Annotated in this window: 11 protein-coding genes; 6 read left to right on the forward strand and 5 right to left on the reverse strand. The window is 62.8% G+C overall.

What is annotated here, in order from left to right; genetic code table 11:
• Positions 1-67: 67 nt before the first annotated feature.
• From PAF12_RS13290 to PAF12_RS13310, 5 genes are all read left to right on the forward strand, one after another.
• The gene (locus tag PAF12_RS13290) at positions 68-1294 is read left to right on the forward strand and encodes an FAD-binding oxidoreductase (protein WP_271107453.1); all 1227 of its coding nucleotides are present in this window, start codon (positions 68-70) and stop codon (positions 1292-1294) included.
• Positions 1295-1297: 3 nt separating this feature from the next.
• On the forward strand, positions 1298-2299 hold the full coding sequence (locus tag PAF12_RS13295) for a 4-hydroxyproline epimerase (RefSeq protein ID WP_271107454.1): 1002 nt from the start codon (positions 1298-1300) through the stop codon (positions 2297-2299).
• Positions 2300-2321: 22 nt separating this feature from the next.
• Positions 2322-3350 carry a proline racemase family protein gene (locus PAF12_RS13300; protein ID WP_271107455.1) on the forward strand — a complete coding sequence of 343 codons (1029 nt, stop codon included), beginning with the start codon at positions 2322-2324 and terminating at the stop codon, positions 3348-3350.
• A 64-nt stretch (positions 3351-3414) separates the two neighbouring features.
• Positions 3415-4116, forward strand: coding sequence for a GntR family transcriptional regulator (locus PAF12_RS13305; protein ID WP_271107456.1), 702 nt, complete (start codon positions 3415-3417; stop codon positions 4114-4116).
• A 136-nt stretch (positions 4117-4252) separates the two neighbouring features.
• Positions 4253-5215: a dihydrodipicolinate synthase family protein gene (locus PAF12_RS13310; protein ID WP_271107457.1), complete on the forward strand. Its 963-nt coding sequence runs from the start codon at positions 4253-4255 to the stop codon at positions 5213-5215.
• A 149-nt stretch (positions 5216-5364) separates the two neighbouring features.
• On the opposite strand, the gene putA is transcribed toward PAF12_RS13310, so the two are convergent.
• Both putA and PAF12_RS13320 read right to left on the reverse strand, forming a co-directional pair.
• Positions 5365-8775, reverse strand: a complete 3411-nt coding sequence (gene putA, locus PAF12_RS13315) for a bifunctional proline dehydrogenase/L-glutamate gamma-semialdehyde dehydrogenase PutA (protein WP_271107458.1) — start codon at positions 8773-8775, stop codon at positions 5365-5367.
• A 253-nt stretch (positions 8776-9028) separates the two neighbouring features.
• On the reverse strand, positions 9029-10618 hold the full coding sequence (locus tag PAF12_RS13320; protein WP_271107459.1) for a DUF563 domain-containing protein: 1590 nt from the start codon (positions 10616-10618) through the stop codon (positions 9029-9031).
• Positions 10619-11115: 497 nt separating this feature from the next.
• Here PAF12_RS13320 and PAF12_RS13325 point away from each other — a divergent pair, with 497 nt between their 5' ends.
• Complete coding sequence (locus PAF12_RS13325; RefSeq protein WP_271107460.1) at positions 11116-11577, forward strand: Lrp/AsnC family transcriptional regulator; 462 nt, start codon at positions 11116-11118, stop codon at positions 11575-11577.
• Between the two features lie 56 nt (positions 11578-11633).
• On the opposite strand, the gene PAF12_RS13330 is transcribed toward PAF12_RS13325, so the two are convergent.
• From PAF12_RS13330 to PAF12_RS13340, 3 genes are read right to left on the reverse strand one after another with little or no spacing between them, the layout of a single operon-like run.
• Complete coding sequence (locus PAF12_RS13330) at positions 11634-12299, reverse strand: CDP-alcohol phosphatidyltransferase family protein (RefSeq protein WP_271107461.1); 666 nt, start codon at positions 12297-12299, stop codon at positions 11634-11636.
• Positions 12300-12327: 28 nt separating this feature from the next.
• A complete protein-coding gene (locus tag PAF12_RS13335) occupies positions 12328-13278 on the reverse strand; it encodes a phosphatidate cytidylyltransferase (RefSeq protein ID WP_271107462.1) in 951 nt (316 codons plus the stop codon).
• Between the two features lie 2 nt (positions 13279-13280).
• Entirely contained in the window at positions 13281-13949 is a 669-nt protein-coding gene (locus PAF12_RS13340; RefSeq protein WP_271107463.1) for a lysophospholipid acyltransferase family protein, read from the reverse strand.
• Between the last annotated feature and the right edge of the window lie 86 nt (positions 13950-14035).

A 14035-nucleotide genomic window follows, 5' to 3' on the forward strand; every position in this document is an offset into this window, starting at 1 on the left:
GTTTCTTCGGATCGATAACAGTAAGCAAGGCCGGTTGTCAGGCCATCTTGGTAAGGGAGGGCAGCGGATGTCAGCGACGGAAGTGATCGTCATCGGCGCAGGCGTGGTCGGGCTGTCGGCCGCGCTGGTTTTGCAGTCGCGCGGCGCGCAGGTCACGGTGCTGGACCGGGAGGGACCGGCGGCGGGTGCCTCTGCCGGGAACGCCGGGGCGTTTGCGTTCAGCGATATTCTGCCGCTGGCCTCGCCCGGTATTCTGCGCAAGGCGCCGCGATGGCTGCTGGACCCGCTCGGGCCGCTAAGCGTGCCGCCCGCTTATGCGCTGCGGATCGCGCCGTGGATGTTCCGATTCTGGCGCGCCTGCCAGCCGGGCCGGGTCGCGCAATCCACGGTCGCCCAGGCCGCACTGATGGAGCTGTCGCGCACATCGCTCACCCCGTTTCTGAACGCAACCAGCACAGCAGGGATGCTGCGGACCGACGGCAATCTGCAACTCTACGAATCCGAGGCGGAGTTCCGCGCGTCGCTGCCGTGCTGGCAGGCGCGGGACGATCACGGCATCGCGTATCGTCACATGACCGCCGAGGAGATGGCGGAGATCCAGCCCGGCATATCGCCACGTTTCACACATGGGACATTTACGCCCGGTTGGCATTCGATCTCTGACCCGAAGGACTATGTTCTGGCGCTCGCGGAACGGTTCCAACAGGGTGGCGGTCGCATCGAGCGGGCGGACGTCACGACGCTCGCCGCCACTGCCGACGGGGTAGATCTGGGCGGGCGGCGCGCAGGTCATGTCGTTGTCGCAGCGGGGGCGTTTTCGCACCGCATTGCCCGCAGCCTCGGCGACCGCATTCCGCTGGAGACCGAGCGTGGCTATAACACCACCCTGCCGCCGGGCGCGTTCGATCTGCGCACGCAGCTGACATTCGGCGGGCACGGCTTCGTCGTCTCATCCCTCGACAGCGGGATCCGCGTCGGCGGCGCCGTCGAGCTGGGCGGGCTGAGCGCGCCGCCCAATTACAAACGCGCAGATGCGATGCTGCAGAAGGCCAAGACGTTCCTGCCCGAGCTGAACACCGAAGGCGGGGAGCAATGGATGGGGTTCCGCCCCTCGCTTCCCGACAGCCTGCCGGTGATCGGGCCCTCCCCAGCCTCGCCGCGTGTCATCTATGCGTTCGGCCACGGCCATCTGGGCCTGACCCAATCCGCTGGCACCTCACAGCTAGTCGCCGATCTGGTGACAGGTCAGCCGCCCGCCATCGACCTGACGCCCTTCTCCCCCTCACGGTTCTGATCCATGACAACTCACACATTCTCCTGCATCGACGGCCATACCTGCGGCAATCCGGTCCGCCTCGTCTCGGGCGGTGCGCCCCGGTTGGAGGGCGCGGATATGCTGGAAAAACGCGCCCATTTCCTGCGCGATTACGACTGGATCCGCACCGGGCTGATGTTCGAGCCGCGCGGGCATGACATGATGTCGGGCAGCATCCTCTACCCGCCGACACGCCCCGATTGCGATGTCGCCGTGCTGTTTATCGAGACCTCCGGCTGCCTGCCCATGTGCGGCCACGGCACCATCGGCACGATCACCATGGGGATCGAGAACGGATTGATCCAACCACGAAAGCCGGGACAGCTCTCGATCGAGACCCCGGCGGGCAAGGTGGATATATCCTATGTCCAGCAGGGCCGCTTCGTGGAAGAGGTGCGGCTGACCAATGTTCCCGCCTTCCTGTTCGCGGAAGGGCTGACCGCCGAGGTCGAGGGGCTGGGTGAAATTGCCGTCGACGTCGCCTATGGCGGGAACTTCTACGCCATCGTCGAACCGCAGGCGAATTTCCGCGATATGGCCGACTTCGCCGCCTCGCAGCTTGTCGGGCTGTCACCGAAGCTGCGAGCGACGCTGAACGCGAAATATGATTTCATCCACCCCGAGGATCCCCGCATCAGCGGGCTGTCCCATATCCTGTGGACCGGCGAGCCGACAGTGGATGGCGCCGACGCCCGCAATGCCGTGTTCTACGGTGACAAGGCCATCGACCGCTCGCCCTGTGGCACCGGCACGTCGGCGCGGATGGCGCAGCTTGCGGCGAAAGGCAAGCTGAAGCCGGGCGACACATTCCACCACGAATCCATCATCGGCTCCATCTTCAAAGGCCGGGTGGAGGCGGAAACACAGGTCGCAGGGCAGCCCGCGATCATCCCCTCCGTCGCCGGATGGGCGCGGATGACCGGATACAACACCATCTTCATCGACGATCGCGACCCCTTTGCACATGGTTTCGTCGTCACCTGAGCACCCGCCGAAAGGAGCCCCAATGCGCAGCAGCAAGACAATCCATGTCATCTCCGCCCATGCCGAGGGCGAGGTCGGTGACGTGATCGTGGGCGGCGTTCTGCCCCCGCCGGGCGAAACGATCTGGGAGCAATCGCGCTGGATCGCGCAGGACGACACCTTGCGTAATTTCGTGCTGAACGAGCCGCGTGGCGGCGTGTTCCGCCATGTCAATCTGTTGGTGCCACCGAAACACCCCGAGGCCGACGCCGCCTTCATCATCATGGAGCCGGAGGACACGCCGCCCATGTCCGGCTCAAACTCCATCTGCGTTTCAACCGTGCTGCTGGATGGCGGGCTGGTCCCGATGACCGAGCCGGAAACCCACCTGACGCTTGAAGCCCCGGGCGGTTTGGTCCGGGTCCGCGCCGAATGCCGGAACGGCAAGGCGGAACGGATATTCGTGCGGAACCTGCCCAGCTTCGCCGGACCGCTGGATCAACCGCTGGAGGTCGAGGGGCTTGGGACGCTGACGGTCGACACGGCTTTCGGCGGCGACAGCTTCGTCATCGTCGACGCGCAGGCCATGGGCTTCGCACTCAACGCCGATGAAGCGCATGACATCGCACGATTGGGCGTGCGGATCACCGATGCCGCGAATGAGGCGATGCGCTTTCACCACCCGACCCTGCCCGACTGGCAGCATTTCAGCTTCTGCCTTTTCGCCGGTCCGGTCTCACGGGACGAAACCGGGCTGCGCGCCTCTGCCGCGGTTGCCATTCAGCCCGGCAAGGTCGACCGCTCGCCTACAGGCACGGCACTTTCCGCGCGAATGGCAGTGCTGCACGCACGGGGGCAGATGTCCGAAAACGACCACCTGACCGCCGTGTCGGTGATCGGATCGACCTTCGGCGGGCGGATCGTCGGGACCACCACGGTCGGCGACATACCGGCGATCCTGCCGGAAATATCCGGTCGGGGATGGATAACCGGAATTCATCAGCACATGCTGGACCCCGCCGATCCCTGGCCGGAGGGATACCGCGTCACCGACAGCTGGGGCGCGCGTTGACCTTTGCCGTAAACCCGTTCAAATCCGGCAGTCGAGTTATATTGTTTCGCCGCAGGTGTCGCCAATGAGCAGAAAAACCGCCGTCCCGACAGAACGCAAGCGCGGCGAGGGCGTCAAATTCGTCTATGAGGCGCTGCGCGATGATATTATTAACCTGACCTTGCCGCCGGGCAGTCCGATCGACGAGGTCCAGATTGCCGAACGCCTGTCGATGTCGCGCACCCCGATCCGTGAGGCGCTGGTCCGGCTGGCGGGTGACGGGCTGGTGACGACGCTGCCGAACCGCTCAACCATCGTGTCGAATATCGACTTTCTCAACATTCACGCGTTCTTCGACGCGATCACACTGATGTATCGCGTGACGACCCGCCTCGCGGCCGAGAACCGGACCGAAGCCGATCTGGTCACGATACGCGCGCATCAGGAAGACTTCGCGGAGGCGCTGCGGAACCGTGACGCCCTTGGCATGATCGCCACGAACCGCGAATTTCATGCCGCCATCGCAGAGGCCGGGCGGAACCCGTATTATACCGGGCTGTTTTGCCGATTGCTCGACGAGGGGCGGCGGATTCTGCGGCTGTATTACTCCTCCTACGACGACGCACCGCCCGACCGCGATACCAGCGGACATGACGGTATGATCGAGGCGATTGAGGCCCGCGACGTGGCGGAAGCGGATCGGCTGGCAACGCGGCATGCGGATCTGATCGTGAGCCAGATTCAGACGCTGCTGTCACAGGATAAACGCCAGACTATCGCGCTTTGAGCCCAGTCCATGCTGGATCAGGGCGGTCGCATAGCGCGACAGATTTTTGTCGACAAATAAAATACATGATGTATTATTTAACCTGAGATAGCCCGATAGCTTTTCGCGCGGGCCCGGTGAATGACTGGAGGACGTGATGAAGACGCAGATTTTTTCCGGCACCGTTCCGGCGCTGATGACCCCGTGCAAACCGGACCGCAGCCCCGATTTTGACGCGCTCGTCGCGGAAGGAAAAATGCTGATCGAGGCGGGGATGTCGGCCGTTGTCTATTGCGGCTCGATGGGCGACTGGCCGCTGCTGACCGATGACGCGCGGATGGAAGGCGTGCGCCGTCTGGTAGAGGCGGGAATTCCCACCATTGTCGGCACCGGCGCAATCAATACGGCGGTCGCGGTCGCGCATGCCCGACATGCGCAAGAGGTCGGGGCGCAAGGGCTGATGGTGATCCCGCGCGTGTTGTCGCGTGGGCCGGTCATCGCAGCGCAGAAGGCGCATTTCAAGGCGATCCTTGCGGCGGCGCCGGACCTGCCAGCCGTCATCTATAACAGCCCGTATTACGGCTTCGCGACGCGGGCGGATTTGTTCTTTGCTCTGCGCGAAGAACATCCGAACCTGATCGGATTCAAGGAATTTGGCGGCAATGAAGACCTCAGCTACGCCGCCGAGAATATTACAAGTCGCGACGACGACGTGACGCTGATGATCGGGGTGGATACCGCTGTTTACCACGGTTTCGTCAATTGCGGCGCGACCGGGGCGATCACCGGGATCGGCTGTGTACTGCCCAAGGAAGTGCTGCATCTGGTCAATCTCTGCCAGGCGGCGGCGCAAGGCGATGCCGAGGCGCGGGTGCGGGCGAAAGAGCTGGAAGAGGCGCTGGCGGTGCTGTCGAAATTCGACGAAGGGCCTGATCTGGTGCTGTATTTCAAGCATATGATGGTGCTGCGCGGGCACGCGGAATTTGCGCTGCATTTCAATGAAACAGACGCGTTGAGCGAGAGCCAGAAGGGCTTTGTCGAGGCTCAGCTGAAGCTGTTCGACGCGTGGTATGCGGATTGGTCGAAGCAGGGCGGCGCGGTCGAAAAATACGCCGCCTGAGGGCCGCACAGCGCGTACACAGATTGTACACCGGGCGTACACAGGTTGTGTGTACGCCCGGTTTTTCGTTTCGGTGCGGGGTTGTGGGGTGTGCTTCAGCGCACCAATTTTCGAGTGGGGTGCGCTGAAGCGCACCCTACGGGGGGTGGTTATCCGGCCAGAAGCGCCGCGTTGCCGCCTGCGGCCGTCGTGTCCACGCAGAGATGCCGCTCATGGGCGACATGGGCGAGGTCGGGCATGGCGGTGATCAGCGCCTTGATCTCGCCATCGCGGGCAGCAAGCGCCTCTGCATAGGCGCGGGCCTGATCCGCGTCGCCCCACCAGATCGCGGCGGAGAAGCCGGTCAGGGTTTTCAGCGCCTCCGCCGGAAGATCGCCATTCACCGGAACCGCCAGACCGCCGAGCGCCTCGACCGCTTTCGCCTGTGCCTCGACCGCCCGCTTGCCGGGACCGAGGCAGAGAAGCGGCGGACGGGTGATGGTCGTCAGCCGGTTCAGCTCCCCTGTCGGGCCGGGCATGATGGTTTCGGTGATGTCACGTTCCGCCGCGCCGGTCAGCGATTTCTGCACGGCATTCACATCGGCCTTGCCGCCGAAGCCGACCGGCTGCACGGCAGGGGCTGCGGGGGCGTAGAAGCGCGGCAGGTAATTCGGGCCGCCCGCCTTGGGGCCGGTCCCGGACAGCCCCTCGCCACCGAAGGGCTGGCTGCCGACGATGGCGCCGATCTGGTTACGGTTCACATAGATATTGCCGACATGGATCGCATCCGCGACCTCTTGCACGCGGCTGTCGATGCGGGTGTGCAGGCCGAAGGTCAGGCCGAAACCGCGCGCGTTCACATCGGCAATCACCTTCTCCAGATCGCGGTTCCTGAACGTCGCGAGATGCAGGACCGGGCCGAAGACCTCCCGTTCCAGATCGTCGATGCCGCTGACCTTGAGCAGGGTCGGCGGCACGAAGCTGCCCGTCGCCGGGACATCGCGCTTATGGAGAAGCTTGTCCTTCTGCGCCTCGATATAGCCGGAGATATCTGCCTGCGCCTCGCCGTCGATGACCGGGCCGACATCGGTGGAGAGGTTGCGCGGATCGCCGATGCCGAGTTCATCCATCGCGCCTTTCAACATCTCGATCATCTGCGGCGCGACGTCTTCCTGCACATAGAGACAGCGCAGCGCGGAACAACGCTGGCCCGCCGACTGGAAGCTGGAGGCGACGATGTCGCGCACGGCCTGTTCGGGCAGCGCGGTCGAATCGACGATCATCGCGTTCAGCCCGCCGGTTTCCGCGATCAGCGGCGTGCCGGGGGCGAGGTTCTTCGACATCGCCTTGGCAATGATCTGTGCGGTATCGGTCGAGCCGGTAAAGACCACCCCGTTGATGCGAGGATCGGAGGTCAGCGCCGCGCCAACCGTTCCGCCATCGCCGGGCAGCAATTGCAGCGCCGATGCAGGCACACCGGCCTGATGGAGCAGTCGGGTGGCGACAGCCGCGATCAGCGGTGTCTGTTCCGCGGGTTTCGCCAGCACGGCATTGCCCGCCATCAGGGCTGCGGCCACCTGGCCGGTGAAGATCGCCAGCGGGAAGTTCCACGGGCTGATCGCGGTAAAGATGCCACGCGCGGGTTCGTCGCGGGCTTCGCCTTGCAGCGCGTAATAGCGCAGGAAGTCGACCGCCTCGCGCAGTTCGGCCACGGCGTCGGGCAGGGATTTCCCGGCCTCCCGATGCAGCGTTGCGAAGATTTCGCCGTGATGTTCCTCATAAAGATCGGCGGCACGGCGCAGGGTTTCTGCCCGCTGACTGGCAGGCGCGTCCCAGATCGCCGCATCCGCGATGGCGCGGGCGGTCGTGTCGGCATCAGCCTCCGTCACCTCGGCCACGGTTTCGCCAGTGGCGGGGTTCCTGACCGGACGGGTCGTCCCGCTTGGGTCGGAGACGGTCAGCGGCGCGGCATCGGCAATCCGCGCTGGCGCGGCGGCGCGGATGCGGGTCAGCGTCGCCTCATCGGTGAGGTCATAGCCCTGCGAGTTGCGGCGGTTCGCGCCGAAGATATTCTCCGGTCGCTCCAGCAGCAGCGGCGCGCGCGCCGTTTCAAGCTGGGCAAAGGGATCCTGCGCGATCTCCTCCGGCGGGACATCCTCATCGACAATCTGATGCACGAAGGAGGAGTTCGCGCCGTTTTCCAGCAGACGCCGGACCAGATAGGCCAGCAGGTCGCGATGCGCGCCGACCGGGGCGTAGATGCGGCAGCGGCGGTTCTTTGCCTCTTTGATGATGATCTCATGCAGACGCTCGCCCATGCCATGCAGGCGCTGGAATTCATATTCGACATCGCCCGCCATATCGAGGATCGCGGCGACGGTGTGGGCGTTATGGGTGGCGAATTGCGGATAGATGCGGTCGGCATAGCCGATCAGCTTGCGGGCATTGGCAATGTAGGAGACATCGGTTTCCACCTTGCGGGTGAACAGCGTGAAACCCGGCAGGCCCTGCACCTGCGCGTGTTTCATCTCCGTATCCCAATAGGCGCCCTTGACCAGCCGGACCATGATCTTGCGGTCGAGCTTTTGGGCCAGGGCGTGCAGCCAGTCGATGACCATGCCCGCGCGTTTGCCGTAAGCCTGCACGACGACGCCGAACCCGTCCCAGCCTTCCAGCGAGGGATCGGACAGCACAGCCTCGATAATCTTCAGCGAGAGCACCAGCCGGTCCTGTTCTTCCGCATCGATATTCATGCCCATATTCGCCGCCTTGGCGGACCGGGCGAGGCCGAGGACGATCGGGACGAGATCGGCGATCGCGCGATCCTCATGCGCGACCTCGTAGCGCGGATGCAGAGCGGACAGCTTGATCGAGATGCCGGGATTGTCGCGCACCGTTTCCTTGTCGCAGGATTTGGCGATGGATTTGATCGCGTTCGCATATTCGCGGGCATAGCGGTCGGCGTCGGCGCTGGTCATCGCGGCCTCACCCAGCATGTCGTAGCTGTAGCTGTAGCCCTGTTTTTCAAGGTCGGCGGCGTTTTTCAGCGCCTCGTCAATGGTCTGGCCAAGGACGAATTGCTTGCCCATCTCGCGCATGGCTCGGTTGACGGCGGTGCGGATGACGGGCTCGCCCAGCCTCTTGATCGCGCCGCGCAGCGTGCCGACGACGCCGGGCTGATCGTCGTCCAGCACCTTGCCGGTCAGCATGAGCGCCCAGGTGGAGGCATTGACGAGGCTGGAGGAGGCCTCGCCCAGATGCTTGCCCCAGTCGGAGGGCGCGATCTTGTCCTCGATCAGCGCGTCGATGGTGATCTTGTCGGGCACGCGAAGCATCGCTTCGGCGAGGCACATCAGGGCGATGCCTTCGCGGGTGGAGAGGCCGTATTCCGACAGGAAATGCTCCATCAGCGTCGGCTTGTCCTCACGCCGGATGCGGCGGACCAGTTCCGCGGCGCGGGCGGAAATCTGGGCGCGATCCTCGACTGACAGGGCGGCGAGGCCGGTCAGTTCGGGCAACAATTCCTCGGCGGGACGAAACTTCGCCTCGGTGGTGAATGCGGTCAGATCGGTCGCGCTCATATCCATCCTCCTGTTGAATAAGGCATAGTAGCGAATCTGATTTGGCGATTGCGGCTGAAATTTGCGGGTTTTATAGTCGGATGGACTTATTTTCGGGGATGATCCGGGCGTTTTCAGGCCCGGTCGCCGGAGTTACCGGCTATCAGTCCGGGCATCCGTCTACGCCCGAATAGCGCACAACATTGGTGCCGCTCGGGCCGTCAGACCGAAGCTTCGCGACACCAACGTCTATGAGACCCCGGCGAAACGCGCTTCACGCAAAAAGCTGCCGCCGTTCATCGGAGTCATCTGTTAGGCGAAGAAAATTCCGCTTGGCCGTTGCGCTCTGGGCGATCTCCCAGGATTTCAGAAGATTGGTGCGGGCCGCGCCGATATGGCCGCAGGCTTCGTTCACCTTTGCCCGCGTCTCCCAGTATTCATGGGCGCCCTCGGCATGGGGCCGAACGACATCGAGCAGCCGGTAGGTCTGCCGATACGCCTCGCGCGATACGAAATAATCCGCATGAGCGATCCAGCCAGCGGTCCGGCCGGGCCGCTTGTCCCGCAGCGCATCCGCAACAAGGTTCAGGATATTGTCGAGATCGGTATCGGAGATCACCGGCGCGATCAGGCCATCCCGGACAAATACCGGATCCTCATCTTCGTGCTCATAATCCATATCCAGAAAGACATGATGATAATGGCAACCCGGGACATGGGATATCGTTATGAAGTCACCCCAGCGACCCATTGCGGTCTGATAGGTTCCCAACTCGAACACATGCGCATTTTCCGGCACGAAGAGCATGTTGGCCATTCCGGCACCATGCTGCATGACGACGCATCGCGCGCCGCTCATGCACTTCACCTGCTCAAGCGGCGAAAGCTCCTCGAAATAGACCCGCTTGAAGCCGCGTTCGGTCAGCGCGCTGATAAGCCGCTCCTCACCCCGCATCTCCCGCTTTCTGGAATTATTCGGGGCGCGGGCGACGTAGATCTTCTTGCCCCACTGCTTCTTGACCGTTCGCCGGGCCAGCGCGATCATCTGATGCCGGAAAGCGGCAAGGCTTTCGTCAAAAGAGTTCAGTGCCAGCGTCGTCACCGGATGGGGCCGCGCGTCATAGCCCTGCCATGTCCAGCCCGCGGGATGAACATCTTCGATCTGCAGGTGGTGTGCGCCATCAAACTGATACAGAAGATGTTTTGCAGAGAACGGCGTGATAATCGGACCGTCCGGCTTCGCCTGACCCACGTTGAGCGCGACAGGGGCTGGACAGCCCGGACGCGCCGTCGCAGCGATCCAGTTGTTCACGAAGCCCTTCACTTCGTTATCGCGTGAGAACAACAATATCTTTTCAGCCTGCCGCAAAATGTCGTCCGAAACGCTTATCTTGTGCAGGGATTCGGTCAGGAAGTGGAAAAAGTTGAAATAGTTCTTCGCTTCGATCCAGACCTGCCTGGCGGTGCTGTCGCCTACCGGAACGCTGTCGGGATCAGCCCGTTCCGCGAAGTGTTTCGCAAAGAACTCGATACTCTCTTCGGAATAATCCAGCGCCCGGCGTATCATGTTCCGCGCCCGGTCACCGGCTGCGCCGTTCAGCAGAATACGTCCGTCAGACGCGAGAAAGCCACGCTTGAACCCCGGATTTGAAACCTCAGCAGGGATGGATTTCAGCGAGAAGCCGGCCAGCATACGACGATGCCAGAAATACTCCGACATATGGGTGGTCAGGGCGTCCCGCCGCCGGTCGTTGGTTACCAGATTATGCGCAACGATATTTCCGAGAAGGACCGGCTCGGCAAGATTTTTTGGCGGAGAAAGGAGGCGCACGCCGCTATGGCGGGAAAATTTGTACAACTGCATATTATTTGCCGGTCTTTCCGGACATCAGCGTCGCAATATTTCGCAAAATCGAAATCAGACACGCGTCACCAAAGATCGCCCTTCGCTTCACGTTGGAGTTGAGAAATTCGGCACCCTGAAAACATCGCCCGGAAGCGCGGTCACCCTTCCGGGTCGTGTCCGCCAGAAACCAGCCGTCTTAAAACAATCCTTCTGGATATCTATCGCAGCGGCAAATAATTCCTAATTAATTTAATATCTTAACTTAATATGAGTGATTTGCACATGGCGGCGATGAAACACCTGCGACGTCAATTTCAACCGATCCGTCGAAACCCGGCAATCATTCCGACGCTGGTTCATGCGCGGGCAATTTCAAGCTGAAATTGATGCTGAACACATATGCCAGGACAGATCGGGTTCGCCTTTTCCGGTCCCCAGATGGCTGGACCTTCATCCTGTTTGCGGGTCAGGATAGGCAGAAGCGAAAGCCTTTCATTTCAATTCGGATCAGCCTCATGAAAGAACTGGACAGTACCAACCGCAAAATACTGGCGGAGCTGGTGGCAAATGCGCGCATCCCGATCAGTGAGCTGGCGCGCAAGGTCGGGTTGTCGAAAACCCCGGTCGCGGCACGGATCCGGCAGATGGAGGAGATGGGGCTGATCCAGGGCTATCGCGCGATCCTGTCGCCGTTGCAGCTTGGGCTGACGCATGTGACCTATATGGAGGTGCGGTTGTCGGACACGCGCAAGAAGGCTCTGGAGGAGTTCAATGCCCGGGTGCGGGGCATATCCGAAATTGAGGAATGCTATATGATCGCCGGGGGGTTCGACTATCTGCTGAAAATCCGCTCCCGCGACATGATGCATTTCCGGGAGATCATGGCGGATCGGATCTCGACGCTGCCTTATGTCAGCTCGACCAGCAGTTTCGTGGCGATGGAAGCCGTGATCGAGCAGAGCTGGACGGAATTATGATGTAGGGTGCGCTTCAGCGCACCACCCATCCCGATCAAGGTGCGCTGAAGCGCACCCTACGGGTTGGTCTTTGGTGGTGGGGCGGGGTGCCGGAGGGACTGGAGCAAACGCCAGGCGCGTCTGGCCGATGTCAGGGCCGCGCCGAGGATAACGATCCAGAGTGCCACGCGGAACACCTCGCCCTCGCCGGACCAGAGCGGCTCGAACAGTGTCAGCACCGCCGCGCCGGTGATGAGCGCCATGCGATGCGGTTTCGCCATCGGTCCCCGGAAATCGGCGAGCTGGCCGAGGCTGACACCGAACGCCCGGATATAGGCGGTCAGGAAGGCGAAGCTGACCGCCGCCCAGCCGAGACCGGACGCGCCGACGCCCAGCCCGACGCCGAGAAGGATCAGCGCGTCCTCGATCCGGTCGGGCATTTCGTTCCAGAATGCGCCATCCGGTGCCGCTCGCCCGGCCTCGATCGCGACCATGCCATCGAGCAGGTTGCATAGCAGGCGCATTTGACAGAACAGCGCCGCGGCGATCAGCAGAACCACACGGGCCACGCCATCCGCCCCGCCGGAAGCCCAGAACAGCAGGCCGGACAGGGCGGCGGCGGCGATGCCGATGATCGAGATCTGGTTCGGCGTGACCGAGGTCGCGGCAAGGCGGCGCGACAACATATTCGCCCAGCCGGTGCTGCGGCTGGCGAGCGGGCGGCGATTGGTCGGGTCAGGCATCACGTCTCCGGGTCAGTCGGCAGTTGTGTCAGTTGAGGCTCCAGAAGAACCGGGTCAGGTGGAAATAGATCGGCGCGGCGAAAATCACCGAATCGAGCCGGTCGATGAAGCCGCCATGTCCGGCAATGGTATGACCCCAATCCTTGACCCCGCGGTCGCGCTTGATCGCAGACATGACCAGCCCGCCAAGGAACCCCATCATTGTGATCACAAACCCCATTGCGGCGGCCTGAGCCAGATTGAACGGCGTCATGAAGGACAGCGCCATCCCGATCAGGGTGGCCGACAGGCAGCCGCCGACGAAGCCCTCGACGGTTTTGGATGGCGACAGGCTGGGGGCGATCTTGTGCCGCCCGATCAGCTTGCCCCAGACATATTGCAGCACGTCGCTCAGCTGCACGACGATGACCAGCCACGCGATCATCAGCACCATGCGGCCCTCGAACCCCGGAATTTGCAGGTTCATCAGCGCCGGGACATGCGACACGCAGAACACGCAGATCATCAGCGCCCATTGCATTTCCGCGACCCGGATCAGGAAATTCTTCGTCTCCCCGGCCAGTGCGGACACAATGGGCAGCAGCAGGAACATATAGACCGGGATGAAGATCGAATAGATGCCGTAGCGCCCGGCCCAGATCAGGTAATACTGCACCGGCAGCGCGATGAAAAACGCCACTGCAAGCGTCCGGTGATCGGCGCGGCTGGCATTGGTCAGCGTCATGAATTCGCGCAGCGCCGCGAAAGAGCAGATGGCGAAAAGCAGTATCGCCCCGGTGCGCCCGAACAGGAGTGCCACAGACATCACCGCCGCCATCACCCACCATGCCCGGATGCGGTCGTTGAGATTTTCAATCGCCGCATTCTCACCCTCCGGCGACAGGCGGCGTTGCAGGACGAACCCGATGACGGAGGCGATGGCCAGCACGACGCCAAGCCCAGCAATGACCGCGAGCAGGTCGGAGTTGATATTCTGCATCCTCACCCCTCCTGTTTCGGGTTCAGCGTCAGCAGCGCGTCGCGGGCGCGGCCCAGAAACGCATCCTTGCCCTCATCCGCGCCGACATGAAGCGGCGCGCCGAAGATCACCTTGCACATCAGCGGCACCGGCACGAAAGCGCCTTTCGGCAGCACGCGGTTCAGGTTCTCGATCCAGACCGGGACCACGTCGATCTCGGGCCTTGCCTGTGCAAGACGATAGAGGCCGGAGCGGAATTCCAGCAGCTCTGCATCGGTCATATTGCGGGTGCCTTCGGGGAAAATAATCAGCGACGATCCCTGATCCAGCGCCCCGGCCATCTGGCTGATCGGGTCGTCCTGCGCGCCGGTCCGGTTCCGCTCGATCAGCAGGCTGTTGAACACATCGGTGCCGAGAAATTCACGCAGCCCGCCCTTGCGCCAGTAATCCGCGCCGGCGACTGGCCGGGTCTCACGCCGCCGGGGTTTGGGCAGGACGGTCCAGATCAGGACGAAATCCCCGTGGCTGACATGATTGGCGAAATAGATCCGCTGTCGCCTTGCGGCCGGGTCGATCCCCGCCCATTCGGCCTGCACTGCGGTCAGCAGCCGGGCGAAGCTGGTAATGCCCCAGGACGCCAGATCGGCAAGGATGGTTCTGTGGAACGGTTTGTCCGGTCCGGCTTTGCGCATCGGCTCTCCTCATGCTGCGACACGGAAGGTGACGCAAAGACAAGGGTGGCGCAAGGCGCGGCTGGACGCAGATCCGGCGTTGCAGG

Source organism: Paracoccus sp. SCSIO 75233, assembly GCF_027912675.1.
In the GTDB taxonomy this organism is placed as follows: Bacteria; Pseudomonadota; Alphaproteobacteria; order Rhodobacterales; family Rhodobacteraceae; genus Paracoccus.

Bases quoted from the DNA above. Each gene is read 5' to 3' on its own strand.
- PAF12_RS13325 (WP_271107460.1), top strand. From the start codon at position 11,116: ATGAAAGAACTGGACAGTACCAACCGCAAAATACTGGCGGAGCTGGTG.
- PAF12_RS13320 (WP_271107459.1), bottom strand. From the start codon at position 10,618: ATGCAGTTGTACAAATTTTCCCGCCATAGCGGCGTGCGCCTCCTTTCT.
- putA (WP_271107458.1), bottom strand. From the start codon at position 8,775: ATGAGCGCGACCGATCTGACCGCATTCACCACCGAGGCGAAGTTTCGT.
- PAF12_RS13300 (WP_271107455.1), top strand. From the start codon at position 2,322: ATGCGCAGCAGCAAGACAATCCATGTCATCTCCGCCCATGCCGAGGGC.
- PAF12_RS13290 (WP_271107453.1), top strand. From the start codon at position 68: ATGTCAGCGACGGAAGTGATCGTCATCGGCGCAGGCGTGGTCGGGCTG.
- PAF12_RS13305 (WP_271107456.1), top strand. From the start codon at position 3,415: ATGAGCAGAAAAACCGCCGTCCCGACAGAACGCAAGCGCGGCGAGGGC.
- PAF12_RS13340 (WP_271107463.1), bottom strand. From the start codon at position 13,949: ATGCGCAAAGCCGGACCGGACAAACCGTTCCACAGAACCATCCTTGCC.
- PAF12_RS13335 (WP_271107462.1), bottom strand. From the start codon at position 13,278: ATGCAGAATATCAACTCCGACCTGCTCGCGGTCATTGCTGGGCTTGGC.
- PAF12_RS13295 (WP_271107454.1), top strand. From the start codon at position 1,298: ATGACAACTCACACATTCTCCTGCATCGACGGCCATACCTGCGGCAAT.
- PAF12_RS13310 (WP_271107457.1), top strand. From the start codon at position 4,253: ATGAAGACGCAGATTTTTTCCGGCACCGTTCCGGCGCTGATGACCCCG.
- PAF12_RS13330 (WP_271107461.1), bottom strand. From the start codon at position 12,299: ATGCCTGACCCGACCAATCGCCGCCCGCTCGCCAGCCGCAGCACCGGC.